Source organism: Vibrio sp. E150_018 (assembly GCF_053544035.1).
Map to the genome: position 1 here is coordinate 220120 of NZ_JBHGNY010000003.1, position 18955 is coordinate 239074.

At 40.5% G+C, this 18955-nt stretch carries 17 protein-coding genes; 10 read left to right on the forward strand and 7 right to left on the reverse strand.

Features of this window, described 5'->3' with window-relative positions:
• Positions 1–163: 163 nt before the first annotated feature.
• The 5 genes from tyrR to ACE3G9_RS05780 all read left to right on the forward strand — a co-directional run bounded on the left by tyrR (position 164) and on the right by ACE3G9_RS05780 (position 3342).
• Positions 164–1786, forward strand: coding sequence for a transcriptional regulator TyrR (gene tyrR / locus ACE3G9_RS05760; protein WP_449218656.1), 1623 nt, complete (start codon positions 164–166; stop codon positions 1784–1786).
• Positions 1787–1875: 89 nt separating this feature from the next.
• Positions 1876–2352 carry a DUF2947 domain-containing protein gene (locus ACE3G9_RS05765; RefSeq protein ID WP_417878878.1) on the forward strand — a complete coding sequence of 159 codons (477 nt, stop codon included), beginning with the start codon at positions 1876–1878 and terminating at the stop codon, positions 2350–2352.
• A gap of 155 nt (positions 2353–2507) precedes the next feature.
• Positions 2508–2723, forward strand: coding sequence for a DUF4177 domain-containing protein (locus ACE3G9_RS05770; protein ID WP_417878879.1), 216 nt, complete (start codon positions 2508–2510; stop codon positions 2721–2723).
• A gap of 20 nt (positions 2724–2743) precedes the next feature.
• Positions 2744–2950 (forward strand): membrane protein insertion efficiency factor YidD, encoded by a 207-nt coding sequence (gene yidD / locus ACE3G9_RS05775; protein WP_417878880.1) that lies wholly within the window; start codon positions 2744–2746, stop codon positions 2948–2950.
• Positions 2950–3342 carry a hypothetical protein gene (locus ACE3G9_RS05780; protein ID WP_417878881.1) on the forward strand — a complete coding sequence of 131 codons (393 nt, stop codon included), beginning with the start codon at positions 2950–2952 and terminating at the stop codon, positions 3340–3342. The genes yidD and ACE3G9_RS05780 overlap by 1 nt, the downstream gene beginning before the upstream one ends.
• Before the next feature lie 60 nt (positions 3343–3402).
• On the opposite strand, the gene ACE3G9_RS05785 is transcribed toward ACE3G9_RS05780, so the two are convergent.
• Together ACE3G9_RS05785 and ACE3G9_RS05790 are read right to left on the reverse strand one after the other, a co-directional pair.
• On the reverse strand, positions 3403–3972 hold the full coding sequence (locus ACE3G9_RS05785) for a PhnA domain-containing protein (protein ID WP_417878882.1): 570 nt from the start codon (positions 3970–3972) through the stop codon (positions 3403–3405).
• Between the two features lie 237 nt (positions 3973–4209).
• Positions 4210–4422, reverse strand: a complete 213-nt coding sequence (locus tag ACE3G9_RS05790; protein WP_449218657.1) for a hypothetical protein — start codon at positions 4420–4422, stop codon at positions 4210–4212.
• Between the two features lie 152 nt (positions 4423–4574).
• Between ACE3G9_RS05790 and ACE3G9_RS05795 the strand changes: the two genes are divergently transcribed.
• Positions 4575–4775, forward strand: a complete 201-nt coding sequence (locus tag ACE3G9_RS05795) for a YtxH domain-containing protein (protein ID WP_417878884.1) — start codon at positions 4575–4577, stop codon at positions 4773–4775.
• Between the two features lie 74 nt (positions 4776–4849).
• Here ACE3G9_RS05795 and ACE3G9_RS05800 read toward each other — a convergent pair whose 3' ends face one another.
• Positions 4850–5668, reverse strand: a complete 819-nt coding sequence (locus tag ACE3G9_RS05800; RefSeq protein WP_449218658.1) for a phosphate ABC transporter substrate-binding protein — start codon at positions 5666–5668, stop codon at positions 4850–4852.
• Positions 5669–6108: 440 nt separating this feature from the next.
• On the opposite strand from ACE3G9_RS05800, the gene ACE3G9_RS05805 reads away from it, so the two are divergent.
• Positions 6109–6474, forward strand: coding sequence for a DUF3024 domain-containing protein (locus ACE3G9_RS05805; RefSeq protein WP_449218659.1), 366 nt, complete (start codon positions 6109–6111; stop codon positions 6472–6474).
• Between the two features lie 85 nt (positions 6475–6559).
• Here the strand turns inward: ACE3G9_RS05805 and rnb are convergent, their stop codons facing one another.
• Positions 6560–8590, reverse strand: coding sequence for an exoribonuclease II (gene rnb, locus ACE3G9_RS05810; protein WP_449218660.1), 2031 nt, complete (start codon positions 8588–8590; stop codon positions 6560–6562).
• Between the two features lie 413 nt (positions 8591–9003).
• On the opposite strand from rnb, the gene ACE3G9_RS05815 reads away from it, so the two are divergent.
• Both ACE3G9_RS05815 and ACE3G9_RS05820 read left to right on the forward strand, forming a co-directional pair.
• On the forward strand, positions 9004–10851 hold the full coding sequence (locus tag ACE3G9_RS05815; RefSeq protein WP_417878888.1) for a DEAD/DEAH box helicase: 1848 nt from the start codon (positions 9004–9006) through the stop codon (positions 10849–10851).
• A 274-nt stretch (positions 10852–11125) separates the two neighbouring features.
• On the forward strand, positions 11126–12322 hold the full coding sequence (locus ACE3G9_RS05820) for an acetate/propionate family kinase (protein ID WP_449218661.1): 1197 nt from the start codon (positions 11126–11128) through the stop codon (positions 12320–12322).
• A gap of 129 nt (positions 12323–12451) precedes the next feature.
• Here the strand turns inward: ACE3G9_RS05820 and ACE3G9_RS05825 are convergent, their stop codons facing one another.
• The 3 genes from ACE3G9_RS05825 to ACE3G9_RS05835 form a co-directional block, all read right to left on the reverse strand.
• Positions 12452–14044, reverse strand: coding sequence for an ABC-F family ATPase (locus ACE3G9_RS05825; protein WP_449218727.1), 1593 nt, complete (start codon positions 14042–14044; stop codon positions 12452–12454).
• A gap of 271 nt (positions 14045–14315) precedes the next feature.
• Positions 14316–15503 (reverse strand): mannose-6-phosphate isomerase, class I, encoded by a 1188-nt coding sequence (gene manA, locus ACE3G9_RS05830; protein ID WP_417878890.1) that lies wholly within the window; start codon positions 15501–15503, stop codon positions 14316–14318.
• A gap of 123 nt (positions 15504–15626) precedes the next feature.
• On the reverse strand, positions 15627–17519 hold the full coding sequence (locus ACE3G9_RS05835; protein ID WP_449218662.1) for a PTS fructose transporter subunit IIABC: 1893 nt from the start codon (positions 17517–17519) through the stop codon (positions 15627–15629).
• A 196-nt stretch (positions 17520–17715) separates the two neighbouring features.
• Between ACE3G9_RS05835 and ACE3G9_RS05840 the strand changes: the two genes are divergently transcribed.
• On the forward strand, positions 17716–18567 hold the full coding sequence (locus tag ACE3G9_RS05840) for a helix-turn-helix transcriptional regulator (RefSeq protein WP_417878892.1): 852 nt from the start codon (positions 17716–17718) through the stop codon (positions 18565–18567).
• Positions 18568–18955: the final 388 nt, after the last annotated feature.

The window sequence follows — 18955 nt, forward strand, 5'->3', positions numbered from 1 at the left end:
TAATAAACAAACCAAGCTAAAATCAAAAGAAACCTCAAATATCTAAAAATTCTTAGGGCTCAGATAACAGAATCTGGCCCTAATCATCTAATTTCTTGACGAATTACCGACCTTCCTACACACTACTGTCAACTTTTCGTGACACCTTTTCAGGAATAGAACCGTGCGTTTAGAAGTCCTTTGCCAAGACCGCCTTGGTCTTACTCGTGAACTGCTAGATATCCTAGTTTCTAAAAATATCGACTTACGTGGTATTGAGTTAAGTACTCGTGGCATTCACGTTGGCGATCCCGGGATCATCTATTTAAATTGCCCTGATGTGGAGTTTGGAACTTTTAGTCGTTTGATGGCGCAAATTCGTCAAATCGAAGGCGTAACTGATGTTCGCAAAATTCCATTTATGCCAAGTGAGCGAGAAAGCACAGAGCTAAATGCCATTCTAGATACACTGCCTGATCCTGTCATTTCGATAAATCTGAAAGGGGATATTGAAATGGCGAATTTCTGCGCGCTGGCGCTGTTTAAAGTGACCGTTCAAGAAATTCAGACCTACAGTATTTTTCACTACATCCCAAAACTAAAATCTGCGCCTTGGTTTAAAGCATTAGCGAGTGGAGAGGTAAAACCTAAACAGGGTAAGTTTGATGAGGGTCTACTGCGCTATCGCGATAAGATCACCATTGAAGGCTTAAATTACTTAATGGATGTGATGCCGGTAATGATCCATAGTGATTCTGGCGAAGCGATTCTTGCCAGTGCTGTGATCATGCTAAAACCTATCGTGCATTCAGAAACAAAACTAACGGCTATACCAGATTACAACCCATTAGGCTTTGAGCATTTTGTTGGTGTATCGAATCACCATCAACGTTTGGTGTCTCAGGCGAAAAAATTAGCCATGCTAGACCAACCGTTATTGATTGAAGGTGAGACGGGTACAGGCAAAGAAATGCTGGCTCGCGCTTGTCATAACCGCTCTCATCGCTCCAATGAACCATTCTTAGTACTAAGCTGTGCTTCTATGCCAGATGATGCGGCAGAAACCGAATTGTTTGGTAATGCACCGGGCGCGTTTAATAATGATATTGGTCATAAAGGTATTTTTGAACAAGCCGATAAAGGCACGGTTTTTCTTGATGAAATAGGCGAGATGAGCCCACATTTACAGATCAAACTATTACGCTTCTTACAAGATGGTTCATTCCGCCGAGTAGGTGAAGAAAATGAAATGCACGTCGATGTGCGCGTAATTGCTTCAACCAAACAAACGTTGTCACAACTCACCCAATCAGGCTCATTTCGTGAAGATTTGTACTACCGTTTAAACGTATTGAATTTAAGCATTCCATCTTTACGTGAACGTAGCAGTGACGTATTGCCGTTGGTGGATATGTTTGTCGCCAAATATGCTCAGCAGCTTGGTTTAAAAGTGCCTAGTTATGATGAACAACTTATCGAGCAACTCACCTTATATCCTTGGCCGGGTAACACTCGTCAGCTAGAAAACTCAGTACTGCGCGCAATGACCCAACTTGATGATGATGTATTGAAGTTTGAACACTTCCAACTGCCAACACTGCAAGCAAGCCGTTCTGCATTTGAAACACAATCGGAGAGCTTTACGCTAGATGGTTCGCTTGATGAGATGATGCGTAAGCATGAAGCGCAAATTTTAGAGCGTTTATACCAATCATTCCCATCAAGTCGCAAGTTAGCAAAACGCTTGGAAGTGTCACATACCTCGATAGCTAACAAGCTACGTGATTATGGAATTCGAAAATCGTAATGAAATAATCTAGAACAATTAAAAAAGAAACTAGCAGTAATAAATGGCTGGTTGAAAGACCAATAAGAAATTAAACAAAGCGAGTTACTATGTCGTATACACCTTTGGATCAATACCAAAGAAAGTGGATTTTCACTCATCAATCTCTTCCTGTTCTAGAAGAAGATTTAGTGCATATCAAACCGATTTCTCAGCAGCGTGCTGCGCAGTTATGGATTGAAAATATCAGCAAACAAAGCCCAGATGCCGACCGTTTAAGCTCTGGCGACTGGCCAAGTAAAGCAAGTAATTGGTCTGATGAAGTCAATTGGTCTACTGCTTGGGATGCTGATGAACCTGAACTGCCTCAAGCAATCCTAGATCATATCGATTGGCAAGATGACGTAACGGTTTACTTCTGCTACGAAAAATACAACATCATCGAAACCAAGTGGGCAATTTTCAAAAAGCATTGGAAGAATTTCTTATTCTTCGATGATGGTCCGATTCTAATAGGCCGCCGACGCTCTGAAGCTTTATGGTTCAATACTAATGGTACAGTAAAGTTAGGCCAACGTACTGAGTAAAAAATAAAACCTATAAAAGACTGAAGCTGCCAATATGGCTTTATGGTGTTTGGCGTTAGCTCTAATCTCTGCATCATAAACATGGAATGTTCGTCTTGATATACTTATTTTTTTATGTAACATTATGTTTTTAATAAAAAATATGGTTATAAAAAATGACGAAATTTACAGAATATAAAGTAGTTAACATTGTAGAAGGTGGTTGTGGAACAATCCTACTAGGTGCAAGTGGTTTGCCTGTGCAAAAAATGGAAGCAGAACTCAACAAATATGCACAAGATGGTTGGAAAGTTGTATTTCAAGTCGTTGAACAAAAACGTTTTATGCTCTTTTGGAAGCGTGAGGCTGTGATTATCACTCTTGGGCGCTAAGTTTGCTTAGGTATATCTCTTTGACATTGATTCATCGCTATCAAGCTAGTGGTGGTTCAAAGCATCTGCTGAATATTGAATGTAATTTTGAGCCTACTTGCTCTGAATATACAAAACAATGCATTTTAAAGTATGGAGCTATAAAAGGTTGGAAACTAGGTTTAGCAAGAATTAAGCGCTGTAACCAACCAGATCTCATTGAAAAAATATATGATGAGGTGCCTTAATGCGCTTATTTGATCCAATTGAACAATTAGAAAAAAATGAAGAATTACTGAGAAATCAGGTAAGTTCTCTACCTGAAAGCCAAAAAAAAGAATTCTATGGACTACAATCTCAAAAGCTTAAGGACCCTGACACCTATGCTACGTTGAACTGGTTTTTTCTAGGTGGATTTCACCACTGTTATCTAGGTAAATATGCGTTGTTTATATTGGAGTTGATCTTGCTAACAGTAAGCATTATTGGCTTAATTTTAGGACATTCAAGCGCATTTATTATCTTATCATTACTCGTAATTTATGAGCTTCCTCAACTATTTTTTTCACAGAAGATTGTTAGACAACACAACTATAAATTGTCCTGTGAAATCTTTAATGACGTACGACGAAGAACTTAAATAAAACTGCCGCTTCAGAATGAAGCGGCAGTTTTATTGATTCAGTAATATTGGTAGTAATTACTTCTTACGGCAGTACTCTGCGATGATGTACATTGATTGGCCGTTTGCTTTACCAGACACCAATTTAGGGTCATCTGATAAGCTGATACCGCGTACGACAGTACCTTGCTTGATTACTTGAGAAGAACCTTTGATTGGTAGATCTTTAATGATGGTCACGTCGTCGCCTTTTTTCAACTCAACACCGTTTACATCACGTGGTTTTTCTTCATCATCATCCATACCAATTTCGGCCCAATTCTTGACCTCATCTTCCATGTACATCATATCAAGCAATTCATTGGCCCACGTTTCGCCTTTACGAGAAAGGTGGGTCAGTTGACGCCATGCTAGAACTTGTACTTGTGGTACTTGGCTCCACATGCTGTCGTTAAGACAACGCCAGTGGTTTACATCCATGTCTTCTGGGGACTCAATTTGTGCGCGACAAGTATCACAAAGCATTGCTGCGTAATCGACTGTGATTTGAGTTTGTGGCGCAACAGCCAAAGGTGCTAATGAAGAAGTTGAAGAGCAAAGTTCACATTTCGATTCGCAACGTTCAAGTAGCGTAGCTTCTATAGACATAATGTTTACCTAATTTGGTCAGGGTTTAATTTTGAGCCGCTATTATCCATGTTATCCATAGAATTTAAAGGGGAATGTTTATTTTAGGCCATTTTCTGACGTATATATCCAAAGTAATTAGAGTTGAAGTGAAGCGACAAGAATATGAAGTTACATGAACTAACTTCTCTATTCGATTGGTGGGAATGAATGTCGCCAACAAAGCTGTAGCCTCAAGTACAATAAGTATAGGTTGGTTTATATTTGAAATATTTTGGCTAAGGTTAGTTTCTCTTGTTCGGTTAATATGGGAGACGAAAAGTCGTGTATCGCTTCCATTTCATCTAGGAGTTGTTGAATTTTCGTGAGCTGTTTTGGGGTCATCTCTACCATGCGTTCGATAATATTATCAAATTGATCGGATGCGGAATTTTGCGTGATTTGAGCTTGATTTAACATTGGAGTTTCCATTAAGTCTATCCTTAAATTCGATATTATTTGAGAGTGTCGAGAAATATAACCAAAATGACCGACTGATAAGACTTATATCAACAATCATGGACGGATTGTTTAATTTGTGTAAAATTGGCGCGAAATATTCCATTGGAATGAGAAAGAGCAATATGAGTAAGTTAGTTTTTTGGATAGTATTGATTGGCGTTGGCGTTGGCGTTGGTATCGGTATTAATTACCAAGATGAAATTTTAGATATTTTGAATATGCGCGATATGGAAAATCTTTATGATCACATTGAAGATGCTGCGGATAACATTAAAAACGGTACGGATTCCTTATCGGATACCATTAGTGAATTAGCTGAATAACTCAAATAGTTTTAGCAACCTGTTGACCAAAAATAGCCCGCATTGATTGCGGGCTATTTTGTTGGATGACTAATTTAGTGTTTAACGGCGGTATAACCATAACTTTCGATAAGTTGTTGTCCTTGATTAGATAGTACGTAATTTAAAAATTTCTCTGCACGTTCTTCTAAGTGATCTTTTTTATAAATGATCAAGAAAGGGCGCGCTAACTTGTATTTACCGTTGGCAATATTTTCTTGCGTCGGTTTAATGCCTTCTAATTCCACCGCTTTAATTGAACGATCAATTGACCCCATTGAAACAAATCCGATGGCTTGTGGGTTGTTATTAATCAGTGTTTTCATCATACCATTGCTGTTTACAACTAAACTTTTAGCATTGATGTTAGAAACACTTTGTCCATTGATAACTTTGGTTAAACCTAGTTGCGTTTCAAAACTATAACGTGAGCCAGATGATGCTTCGCGAGTGACCACTGCAATAGCTTGATCTGGACCACCAACTTCTTTCCAGTTATTGATTTCACCTAGGTAAATTTTAGCCAGTTGATCTCGTGTTAGGCTTTGTACTGGGTTTTGAATATTTGTGGCAATCGCAATACCATCATGAGCAATCGGTACAATAGCAATTTGTTCGTTCGCTTCTGCTTCTGTTAGGTAACGAGAACTCATACCAAAATCTGCCACGCCTTTTTCAGCAAGTACAATCCCCGCAGTAGAATCCGCACCTTGTACAGCAATATAATCTTCTGGATACTCTTTATTATACTTCTCTGCGAGTACATCCATAACACGGGTGACAGAGGTGGAACCTGAGAGTACGATTTGTTTAGCTTGGACGACAGAAACAAATAGTACTGAAGATAATAGGGTAACCAGTAAAGCTCGAAACATGTAGTTCTCCAATATGATTAACGGCAATAAAGCTTGCAATCATTCTATGTCGTTTATGTGACAGTATTGTGACTAAAATACTCCAATACTCTCTATGTATACCCAAGTAACTTCAAGATGTTAGTTTCAGAAAGAATAAAACAAGCTTTAGGCAAGGCAAATTGAATATGATCATAGTGATTCTATCTCTGTTCAATTTAACGCAGCATAAAGCTTGTTTTAACTTGCCCTTCGGGAGCTTCATTCAAACCTCTTCTTTTTATAAGAGATGGGCCGCGTCAGATTGCTTTGAAAGGTGCTTCATTCCTTCGCCCATCTTCCTTACCTAAAGGTTTGGATGAGAGCTCTGAATTCTGCATCTTGCAGTCACTTGGGTATAGTTAAGGTTAAAATAACGTGAAATTCTGATGATTGATTTATACTCATAGTGGAGGTCTACTATGTTGAATGAATTAGATTGGCGTCGATTACTTAAGCGTTGTGAACAACTTTGTCATTATCGAAATGGTAGTGTGCCTGTCGGTCAAGGGAAAGCTTGTTTTGATCGTGATGGAACCACTAAATTTTTGATTTTTTCTAATGAGGTATTTTCAGTTGACTCCTTGCATTGTAGCCACACTATTGAAGTCGCTAAATTAGATTACGACGAAAACCATGAAATGTGGGAGCTGTATATTAATAGTGCTGAAGATGCATCTCTGGCCGAGCCTGAATGGCTGCCACATCCGGTTCATTTTGCTCATGCTAATCCGATGATCTTATTATCGGTTATCGAAAAAGATGCGGAAGAATGTATCTGGCGGTAGGAGTTTCTAATAAAACATATCAAGCAAGAAAAAGGCTACCGTATAACAAATGGGTAGCCTTTAGTTTTTCGATTAGCGCATCCAATTATTCAGAAGCAGCTTCGTCTTGAGTTGGGTCAACAGACTCTGGCAGTGGTGCAAATTTCTGAGTAGGTATTGCTAAGATATTACGGTTATCGATGCTTACCTTTAACAAGCTAACTTCAATCACATCCCCAAGTTTAAATTCAAGGTTACCGTCAATTTCGATAGTGCCTAAATCACGGGATGCAGAAATGCGTTCTTTATTATCGATAATTTTAGAACAAGGAATAAAGACCGCTGCGCCATTTTCTAGTAAACGCGCGCGAGCTCCAGCGCGATTAATATCAAAGATTTCGGCTTGGTATTTAGTGCCTTTTTCTGGTTCATTGATTAGCGTACGAGCGTATAGCCAATCTGAGACATTACGCTCGGCCATACTATGATAGCGGCGGCAAAGTGATAACTCAGCCCCAACGGTTTCATCAGGAGTTTGCACTGGCGCTTTACCTAAAATGAGCGCTTTCAACATACGGTGGTTGATCATGTCACCGTATTTGCGAATTGGTGAAGTCCAAGTGGCGTAAATATCTAATCCCATTGCAAAGTGTTGTTCGGGTTTATGATTAATTTCACTATAGGCTTGGAATTTACGAATACGGTTGTCTAGGTATTTTTCATTTTGAGCAGTTAACCAACGGCGTAGGGCGCTGAAACCTTTTAGTGTCACAATACTTTCTTCAGTAAATGGTAGTTGATTTTCTGGATTAATCAGTGAAAGCACTTCTTTTACTTTATCTTCTTTAAAGCCTGCGTGAGTGTTGAAAATTCCGGATTCGAATTTCTCTTTCAGCACTGTACCGGCGCAGATGTTAGCAGTGATCATTGATTCTTCAACTAACTTGTTCGCAGTACGGCGCATGTCAGCGTGAATCGCAATAACATCGTTATCTTCACTCAGTTCAAAGCGGTAGTCTGGACGGTCTGGGAAAACTACCGCATTGTTTTGACGCCATTCATTGCGCGCTTGTGCAAATTTATGCAGAGTAGACACAACGTTAGCAATGGTTGCATCCGGTTGCCATTCCGCACAGGTGCCGGTTTCTAGCCAGTCTGAAACATGGTCATAAACAAGGCGAGAATGCGATTTGATGTTCGCTGCGAAGAACTGGATATCATCACCAATTATGCCATCTTTGCCCACAATGACGCTACAACATAGAGCAGCACGCAGTTCATCTTGCTTCAGTGAACATAAATCATCAGCTAGATCACGTGGTAGCATTGGAATGTTGCGTCCTGGAAGATAGATTGTGAAGCCGCGCTTTCTTGCTACCGCATCCATATCTGAATCCGGTGTGATGTAGGCGGTAGGATCAGCAATCGCAATAGTTAGCTTGAAATCACCGTTATCTAATTGCTCCGCATAAAGGGCATCGTCCATATCTTTTGTTGATGCGCCATCAATTGTTACAAATGGCGTCTCTGTCAGATCAATGCGCTCTAACGCTTCATCATCTTTGAGTTCCCACTCTTGGCCTTTTTCGAGTCCTTGTGGTTCACAATTAGGCAAATCATTTTGTGCTAGAGTTACCCACCAAGGCGCAATTTTGTCATCGGCATCGGTGATTTTTTCTGAGATCTCCACAAAGAAATTATCTTTGTCAGAATTTTTATCAAGAGGATGGTCAACAAGATGAGCGACAACCCAGTCACCGTCTTTTAGCGTTTCAGGGTTCACTCCTTTACGCGCTTTCGCTTTTAAAGAAAGTTTTTTTAGTTGCGGATGATCAGGAATGACATTTAAGCGACCTTTGAATAACTTAATGCGGGCAATAAAACGGGTAAGAGATGCTTCAACTAGCTCATCTGGTTCTGCGCTTTCTTTATCATTTTCAGAGCGAATAATCGCGATAACTTTGTCACCATGGATACATTTTTTCATAGAAGCGGGTGGGATGAAATAACTTGTTTTACTATCCACTTCTAAAAAACCGAATGCTTTATCGGTTGCTTTTACCGTCCCTTCTTTTTTAGGCAGGTTATCTTTCATTTGTTGTTTAAGTTGAGCGAGTAACGGATTATCTGAAAACATAGAAAAATTCTTTATGGGTTTTTGAGGGGTTTATTCTGGTGACACTATAATGATTGCACCAATGGATTACCACTGTATTACTTTAAACAAAGTTAAATATGGTTTTAAAGTTGTTGCGGTTTGTGTTGAATAATTAAAATTTAACCTTGGTATCGGCTATAAGTATAAAAATATAGAGATGGGGATTTTTATAAGATTTGACCTGATTAGAACAAAAGTGTGATGAAATTCAATTTTCTCTGGATTTTTTTGTGATCTTAAGGCAGAATGCGCCTCCCTTAATGATGTCCCGAAACAGCTTAAGGCGTTTTCTACCTAGTCCATGATATGTATGGATATTAGATGTTAGGGTAGGTATTAGAGGTAGTAGAGCTTAATGGGACCGAAATTTTCCTTAAATAAGTAGGAACCCCATGTCAGAAAATCAAATCAAATTCGTCGATCTTGATCTAAACGAAAACCTTCTATCTGCACTGAACTCTATGGGCTTTGAAACCCCAACCCCAATTCAAGCTGCATCGATTCCTTTCCTTTTAGAAGGTAAAGATGCACTAGGTAAAGCACAAACTGGTACTGGTAAAACAGCCGCGTTTTCTTTACCTGTTCTAAATAAAATCGACCTAGGCCAACACAAGCCACAAGCCATTGTTATGGCACCAACTCGTGAGCTTGCGATTCAAGTCGCAGCAGAAATCAAAACGTTGGGTCAAAAAATTAAAGGCTTAAAAGTAATCGAAATCTACGGTGGTGCTTCTATCGTGGATCAAATGCGTGCACTTAAAAATGGCTCACACATTGTTGTGGGTACACCTGGTCGTGTCAAAGATTTAATTAATCGTCGCACTCTTCATCTTGATGAAGTGAAAACTTTCGTTCTTGATGAAGCCGATGAAATGCTAAAAATGGGCTTTGTTGATGATGTAACTTGGATCATGGAGCAAGCGCCAGAAACCGCACAACGCGTACTATTCTCTGCAACTATGCCTCCGATGGTTAAAACCATTGTGGACCGTTTCCTACGTAACCCAGCTCGCGTTGACGTTGCTGGTGAAAACCGTACTGTTGCTAAAGTTGAGCAACAATACTGGGTAGTGAAAGGCGTAGAAAAAGACGAAGCAATGACTCGTCTACTTGAAACTGAAGATACAGATGCTTCAATCGTATTCGTTCGTACTCGTCAAGATACTGAGCGTCTATCTGATTGGTTATCTGCACGCGGATTTAAATCTGCAGCATTGCACGGTGATATCCCCCAAGCACAACGTGAACGTACGGTTGATAACATCAAACGTGGCGTAATTGATATCCTAGTGGCAACGGACGTTGTTGCTCGTGGTCTTGATGTTCCACGTATTACTCACGTATTTAACTACGATATCCCATTTGATACTGAATCATACATCCACCGTATTGGCCGTACTGGCCGTGCTGGACGTACTGGTAAAGCAGTATTGTTGGTTCGTACAAATCAAATTCGTATGCTTCGCACTATTGAGCGTGTGACTAAATCAAGCATGGAAGAAATCCAACTTCCTAACCGCGATAAAGTTGCTGAAGCTCGTCTCGTTAAGCTAAGTGCTGAACTAGAAGCTGAAAAAACAAATAACTCAATTGCAAACTTTGCTGAGTTAATTGAAAAACTTCAAGCGTCTTTAGAGGTGGATGCAGCAACACTTGCAGCAATTCTTCTTCAACGCCAACAAGGTAAGCGTCCATTATTCTACACTGGTCCCGATCCAATGATCGAAGCGATTGAGCGTGATAATAAGCGTCGTAAAGAACGTCGTGAAAATCCTCGTGACGGCGGTCGTTCATTCGGCGGCACTAAGCAAGATTGGGACACTTACCAATTGCAAGTTGGCCGTGATAGTGGTGTTCAAGTAAAAGATATCGTAGGCGCCCTTGCTAACGAACTTGGTTTAACTAAGCATTCAATCGGTGCAATCAAACTTGCTCAAGGTCATACGTTTGTTCAGCTACCTAAAGCAATGACTTCAGAAGTAGCTGGTAAACTTAAGAAGTTACGTATTCGTCAGAAAGAAGTTGGCGCAGTTGTGTGTGATTTTGATGACTTTCGTGAATCACGTGGTCCGCGTTCTGGTGGTCCTCGTCGTGATGGTGGTGGTTTCCGTGGTCGTGGTGGTGAAGGCCACCGTGGACGTCGTGAAGGTGGTTCTGGTAATGGTGAACGTCGTTTCGACCGTAACCGTGGCCCGAAGCCCGCTGGTAAGCCAGCAGCACGCGGTAACCGTGAAGGTTAAGCTTGATAACTTTTTAAGTTAAAAATACTAAAGCCGAGATAGCATTCGTTATCTCGGCTTTTTTACGTTTCTTTTTCAGGCCCTCTAATATTTGCGGTTTAATTTAATGTCCAAAAGAAATTATCCTTTGTTTTAGATCAAGCCAATTATTTCTCATTACTGAAACCATCAAAATAAAGTTGAAAGATTAAAAAAATATTGAATAATGTAATGAAACTTACACGCAAACTATAATATAGTGTAGATATCTACAGACCGCACAAAAGAGAAACTCATGTCAAAACAATACGTATTAGTAATCAACTCGGGCAGTTCTTCATTAAAGTTCGCTGTTATTGACTCTCAAACAGGCGAGGCTCCTTTAACAGGTTTAGGGGAATGTTTCGGCTTACCCGAAGCTGAAATCAGTTGGAAATATCAGGGAGAGAAAACCGTTGAAGCAATTTCTGCTGACGGTAACCATCATCAATACGCTTTTGAGCGAGTAGTGAAACTACTCGAGACTTTAAGTTTGAGTTCAAAATTTGTAGCCGTCGGTCACCGTATTGTTGCTGGTGGCGAGACTTTTAAAGGCACTGTGAAGGTAGATGAAAGCGTTATTCAGGAAGTTGATCGCCTTGCTGAATTAGCTCCTCTACACAATAAAGCAAACGCAGAAGGGATGCGAGCTGCGATGACAGCATTCCCTTCTCTACCTCAATTCGCAATTTTTGATACTGCTTTCCACCAAACCATGCCAGCGAAAGCCTTTATGTACGCACTTCCGTACGAACTTTACGAAGAACATAAAGTGCGTCGTTACGGTGCTCATGGTACAAGTCATTACTACGTAAGCCGTGAAGCTGCGAAAATGTTAGATAAACCGCTTGGAGAAAGCAATTTTATCACCGTGCATTTGGGTAACGGTGCATCAGTGAGTGCAGTTAAAAATGGCCAATGTGTTGATACCAGTATGGGGTTAACTCCCTTAGCCGGCTTAATGATGGGCACTCGTTGTGGTGACCTCGACCCAAGTGTTATCGAGTTTCTTTTCCGTAAAGGTTGGGAAAAAGACGAAGTGTTCGAAATGATGAACAAAAAGTCAGGTTTCCTTGGAGTGTCAGGTGTGACAAGTGACGCGCGAGGTGTACTAGAAGAAATGGAAGCGGGTAATACACGTGCTAAATTGGCGTTTGATATATTCACTTATCGCGTTGCGAAATATATTGCTTCTTATCTGGTTGCACTTGATTCATTAGATGCTATCGTTTTTACTGGTGGTATTGGTGAAAACTCATTGCCAATTCGCCGTGAAATCTTGAACAACTTAAAACTGTTAGGGTTTGTTGAAGATGAAAAAGGTAACGAAGACGCAAGATTTGGCAACGCAGGCCTTATTGCAACATCTGAGTTGCTAGGTGCGAAAGCACTGGTTATTCCAACTAATGAAGAGTTTGTGATTGCTCAAGAATCGGTTGCTTTAATGAAGTAATATTTACGGTTGTTGCCCTTTAAAAATCAGCAGCTTTAGGTTCTAAGATTGAGCCAACAAAAAGCGGAATGTAATAAAAAAGCGAGCTGTTGAGGCTCGCTTTTGTGTATTTAGTCTTTAATTTATTGTTTAAGCTGTCGCGGCACGCGCTTTTAATAGCTCATCGTAAGTACCACGGAAATCATGGATTTTACCATCGCGGATTTCAAGAATACGAGTGGCTAATGATGATACGAATTGGCGATCGTGTGATACGAAGAATAAGGTACCTTTGTAGTTTTCAAGCGCTAAGTTCAAAGATTCGATTGATTCCATATCCATGTGGTTGGTTGGTTCATCCATCAACAACATGTTTGGTTTGTGCATCATTAATTTACCAAGCAGCATACGACCTTGTTCACCACCAGAAAGCACTTGAACACGTTTCTTGATGTCATCTTGACCAAAAAGCATACGACCTAGGAAACTACGAACGACTTGTTCGTCATCACCTTCTTGACGCCATTGTGCCATCCAATCAAACACTGTTAGATCTTCTGAAAATTCATGAGCATGATCTTGAGCGTAGTACCCAATATTTGAGTTTTCAGACCATTTGTAGCTACCAGTTTTAGGCTCTAAAGCACCGGCTAGTGTATTTAGTAGGGTGGTTTTACCCACGCCATTTTCACCGATAATCGCAACACGTTCACCCACTTCAAAAATTGCATTGAAGTCAGAGTAGAGCGTGGTTTCAAAACCTTGTGATAAGTTTTCTATTTCTAATGCGTTACGGAACAATTCTTTTGATTGCTCGAATCGAATAAATGGGTTTTGACGGCTAGAGGCTTTCACTTCTTCTAACTGAATTTTATCAATTTGCTTAGCACGAGAAGTTGCTTGCTTCGCTTTTGAGGCGTTCGCCGAGAAACGAGATACGAAGGTTTGTAGCTCAGCGATTTGTGCTTTTTTCTTCGCGTTATCAGATAATAAACGCTCACGAGCTTGAGTCGCTGCGAACATGTAATCATCGTAGTTGCCAGGGTAGACACGTAGCTCACCGTAGTCGATATCTGCCATGTGCGTGCACACTTCATTTAAGAAGTGACGGTCGTGCGAGATAATGATCATGGTGCAGTTACGTTGGTTTAATGTGTCTTCCAGCCAGCGAATGGTATCCATGTCCAAGTTGTTGGTGGGTTCATCAAGTAACATGATGTTTGGATCGGCAAATAATACCTGTGCCAAAAGAACACGTAGTTTCCAACCCGGAGCTATTTCGCTCATTGGGCCCCAATGTTGTTCGGTTGGAATGCCTACGGATAATAATAAGTCACCTGCACGAGCTTCTGCGGTATAACCATCCATTTCTGCAAATTGAGTTTCAAGGTCGGCTACTTTCATGCCATCTTCTTCGCTCATTTCAGCTAAAGAGTAGATGCGGTCACGTTCAACTTTGATTTCCCAAAGTTCTTTATGGCCCATGATAACCGTATCGATAACCGTAAATTCTTCGTAAGCAAACTGATCCTGATTCAATTTTGCAACGCGTTCATTAGGGTCAACACTCACATTACCAGAGCTAGGTTCAAGTTCACCACTTAAGATCTTCATGAAGGTTGATTTACCACAGCCGTTCGCACCAATCAGGCCGTAACGGTTACCGTCACCAAATTTAACAGAGATGTTTTCGAATAGGGGTTTAGCACCAAATTGCATGGTGATGTTCGCTGTACTTAAGATAACGGCATTCCTCTGATCTAAAAGCAATTATATAGGAGACTTAGCGTATTGATTTTCTACGCATATTAAGCCTATATTCCTATTATTAATTGGGTTAATTGTTACTTTTATCTACGGCGAAAGTTTTGTTGTTCATAATGACGCCACAGATTGTGAATTAGCGCGCATTATAGACGATTCATTACTTATGTGATACCCGTCAAATTTAAATAAAAAGCGCAAAGGGCTATCGAGTATAGTGCACTTTGCGCTTTTGTATTGGGACAATAAATTAATTATACGCTCTAGCAAAATGCCCAGAGCTTAAAACTTTATATTCTCCTGTTGAACATGGAATAAAGGCGGATTGACCTTTAGTTAGCATCAAAATATCACCGCTGTTATGGGTCAATGTGACATCCGCATCAATCGCAAAAATGATTTCCGCACTGTCACAAGTTAAGTTAGCTTCGCATTCATAGACACTAAACTTGAAATCATCAACTGGAATTGGGTAGCGTTTGGTATTTTTTTCTTCAATAGGAGCAAGAAGAATTTCATCATTAGGTTTTGGTTTACAAATCGTGTTGGCAACCAGTTCCGGCACATCCATATATTTTGGTGTTAAACCTGCGCGTAGTACGTTGTCTGAGTTCGCCATGATTTCTAAGCCAGTGCCTTTAATGTAAGCATGTGGAGTACACGCATCAAGGAACATTGCTTCACCTGGTTTTAATGTGATCACATGCAGCATCAGTGGAGCAAATAAACCGACATCACCTGGGTACTGTTTTTCTAGTTCAATTAGTAGGTCAGCGAGCTCGTTGCCTTTGTATTCTTGTGCGTAGGCTATTAGTGCTTGAATCGAAGAATCTTTTGCTTCATCGGTTAAGGACAAAATAGCTTCGAAAAACTGGCTCAAACCAGATTCGGTTTGATTGGTTTTTAATGCCTCAACTTGTGCTTGTAGAGCAGGGGCGTTCACCGTTTCAAACAGATGAATGATATCTTTAAAATCTCGGAAACCATTCATTGCTTGATAGGGCGTTAATGCGTAGACCAACTCAGGTTTATGGTTTGGATCTTTGTAGTTACGGTTCGCCGCGTTTAAATCAATTCCCGCTTGGTTTTCTTTTTCAAAGCCAATTTCTGCTGCTTGTTTACTTGGATGAACTTGAATCGATAGGGCTTTTTCTGCGGCCAAAACTTTAAATAGGTAAGGCAGTTCATTAAAACGCGTTTCAGTACGTTCGCCTAATATTGTGGTTTTGTCTTGCTCAATGACACTATCTAAACGGACGAAATTATCGTTTAGTTCTATTTGAGAACATCCATTAGGGTGTGCACCCATCCAGATTTCAGCTTGTGGCTTGCTCTCAGGGTTTGGAATATCGAATAATTGTTGAATAGAAGACGTGCTGCCCCATGCATAATCTTGAATCACGTTCTGCATGAGTAAAAATGGAGGAAGAGCTTTCATAATAATCCCTTACGACTATACCCAAGATTCTTAAATCGCATTGAGTACAAAAAGTTAAATTTTTGGAAAAAGCAATGCAGGCATTATAGCCTGCATTGAATTAAAAGTGTTACGAAGTTCTGATTAAGCTGTTGCCATTTTTGCTTGGCGCATTTTTTTCAATGTCACACACAGAGCGGCGGTTACCACTGCACCTGTTGCCATACATAGAAGTGCTAAGAATGGTTTATTCATTGCACCTAGTAGGGCAACCACAGGACCACCGTGAGCTACGCTGTTAGTGATGCCAAATGAGAATGCCATGACTGCGCCAACCATAGAACCAAGTACGTTTGCTGGGATTACTGATAGTGGATCTTGCGCGGCAAATGGAATTGCACCTTCCGAGATACCAACTAAGCCCATTGCACCCGCAGCTTTACCGGCTTCAATTTCGCTGTCTTCAAAGATACCAAACTTACGACCAATAACGGTTGCTAGTGCCATACCTAGAGGCGCGATTGGAATAGCCACAGCCATTGCGCCCATGAATTGAGTTTGACCACTAGCAATCATGCCGACAGAAAATAGGAAGGCAACCTTGTTGAATGGACCCCCCATATCGAAACCAGCCATGCCACCAAGAACAATACCCAGTAAAACGACGTTACCCGTGCTCATTTCGGTTAGTACTGCGTTTAACCATTGCATTAAGTCAGCGATTGGTGCGCCAATAACAAAAATAAACAGTGACGCGATAAATACCGTACCCAGGATTGGAGCAATCATGATTGGTACAAGTGGCGCGATCATTTTGTGGTATTCACGTTGTGCGATAAAGCGAACAAAGTAACCGACTAACAGACCGGCAATGATGGCACCAATAAAGCCAGTACCAGCATCTGCGCCATAGAAAGAGCCATTATTGGCAATCCAGCCGCCAATGAAGCCCGGAGCAAGTGCTGCACGATCACCAATGGCATAAGCAATATAGCCAGCAAGAATTGGGATCATTAAAGTAAAGGCAACGACACCGACATTTAATACTTGGTTCCATAAACTACCATCTGGAATTTGCATGCCATTTGGCGTTGGCTCACCGCCAATTGCTAATGAAAGGGCGATCATCAAGCCACCAGTTACCACAAATGGGATCATGTGTGATACGCCATTCATAAGGTAACGGTAAAGGTTTGAGCGGCCCGAATTGGCAGCAGATTTTTCTTCTTTGGTATTACTGCTCGCATCGGCTTGATAAGGCGCTGCATCGAGTGCTTGTTGGATAACGCCCTTACCATTACTGATCGGTGCTTTTACTCCAGTTTGAATCAGCTTTTTACCGTTAAAGCGAACCATATCAACTTGCTTATCACAACTTACTACGATGGCAACTGCTCGGTCGATTTCTTCTTGAGTTGGCGCATTTTTAACACCAATCGAACCATTGGTTTCGACTTTAATTTCGTAACCCATTTCAGCCGCGGCTTTTTCCAAACCTTCAGCAGCTAAGTAGGTGTGTGCAATCCCCGCAGGGCAACCTGTTACACCAATGATTAAGCCTTTATCCGCGGCAACCGTGTTTTCAATTTCTTTCTTTTCAAGTAGTAAAGCTAAAGCCGCTTCCGATGATTCAGCTTTGAAAAATGATTCAATAAAACCGTCTTCAATTAATTTTGATGATAATTCTGCTAATACTTCGATATGATGATCAGCGCCGCCATCTGGAGATGCGATCATGAAGAATAGTTTAGAATCTTCACCATCTTCAGCTCCATACTCAATACCAGAACGGCTGATACCAATGGCTACCGCCGGTTCTGCTACCGCTGCACTTTTTGCATGCGGAATCGCCACACCTTCTTCAAAACCCGTGTTACCAATATCTTCACGAGCATAAATATCTTGCAAAAATTGTGCTTTATCGCTGAGCTTTCCTTGAGCATCTAAAATTGCCACCATTTCATTGAACACTTCGTCCTTGGTGGTCGCTTTTAGATCTAAGCAGATTAGTTTCGCATTAATCAACTGGGTAATCATGGCAGTACCTATTATTAGTATTGATGTATTGTTGATATGAATTGTTGGACATTTACTAAAGAAATAATAGTGCATATAAGTGGCATTTACTGGATTATTGTAACCACAAAAATTGTTTGTGATCCCAATCACTGGTAAATTAAGTGGTGTTATATAGCGTATACACTCACTAAATAATCTAAGGCTGCTGTACTGCATGAATCAGACTTTTATCAATGTACTCGAAGGTGTGCTATCCGACCGTGAGTACTTTAATCGTGTGTGGTTTGCCAATGATCACACCACACCACCACCTTTTAGTTATCAAGTCAACTTTCCTCGTATGGAGTTTGTGATAACCGGGGAGTACATCAACGAAATTGAAGATCCTGATTTTGGAGTCACTAAAGTAAAAGTTCTTCCCGGCGATATTCTGTATATTCCGCCCAATAGTTGGAATAAACCTGATTGGGATAGTGATTGTTGCGTATTAAGCTTACTGTTTGGTAAACGCCAACTAGGGTTTAGTTTGGTTGAAAAAAAGAAAGGGGAGGCCAATTTCTTTGATGTACAAAAGCATAGTATTCAAACTCGAACCGGCCATGCGATAGACCATATCCTCAGCGCATTAAATACGTTATCAAAAGAAAAGAACCTCCATCCTACAGGTGGACATTTATTGATGGCTTTAATGACTTATTGCCACGGTATGCTGTTGTCTCCTGACTTATCATCTCAAAGTAGGAGTGAGGATCTTTATCAAGGGATATGTATTTATATACAAGAAAACTTCCACCGTAATATTACTCGGGATAGTATCGCGCATCGTTTTAATATCAGCCCAAATCACCTTTCACGATTGTTTCGTCAGCAGGGGCACATGCGCTTGGCCGATTATATTACTTGGGTTAGGTTGGAGCGGGCTAAATTTATGTTAATTCGTTATTCATTTCGTTTAAGTGAAGTGGCTTTGCGTTGCGGTTATAACGACGTGAACTACTTCTTTCGAGTGTTTAAGAATAAAACCGGTAGAACGCCGAGTGAATTTCGTGCCATGTCTGTAGAGTAATTTGCTCATTCTGTTTAGGGTAAGTAATTAATCCTTATATTAGGTAAGACAGGTTCATACTCAATAGTGCCAATTTTGCATAGTTTGAAATGAAAACAGTGGGTTTGGTTAGTTTTAGATGCTGGTTAAATCTGTTTAATAAGTTGAATTTGAGAGTCCGCGCTTAATGCCTGTTAGATCAAGACTCGTCTCTGCGTTGTTTGTTTTGTTGTTTCACGCTATGCTACAGCAGAATAAATAACTATGTTATGAAGACCAATCATCTATTGTAAAAATCCCAATGAACTAATGCGTGCAATTAATGCCTAACAATGCATCAAAGCCGACCATTTGGCGTGAGGCTGTTAGAAAATTGCTAACTTTTGCTATTACATAATAACCAAGAGCT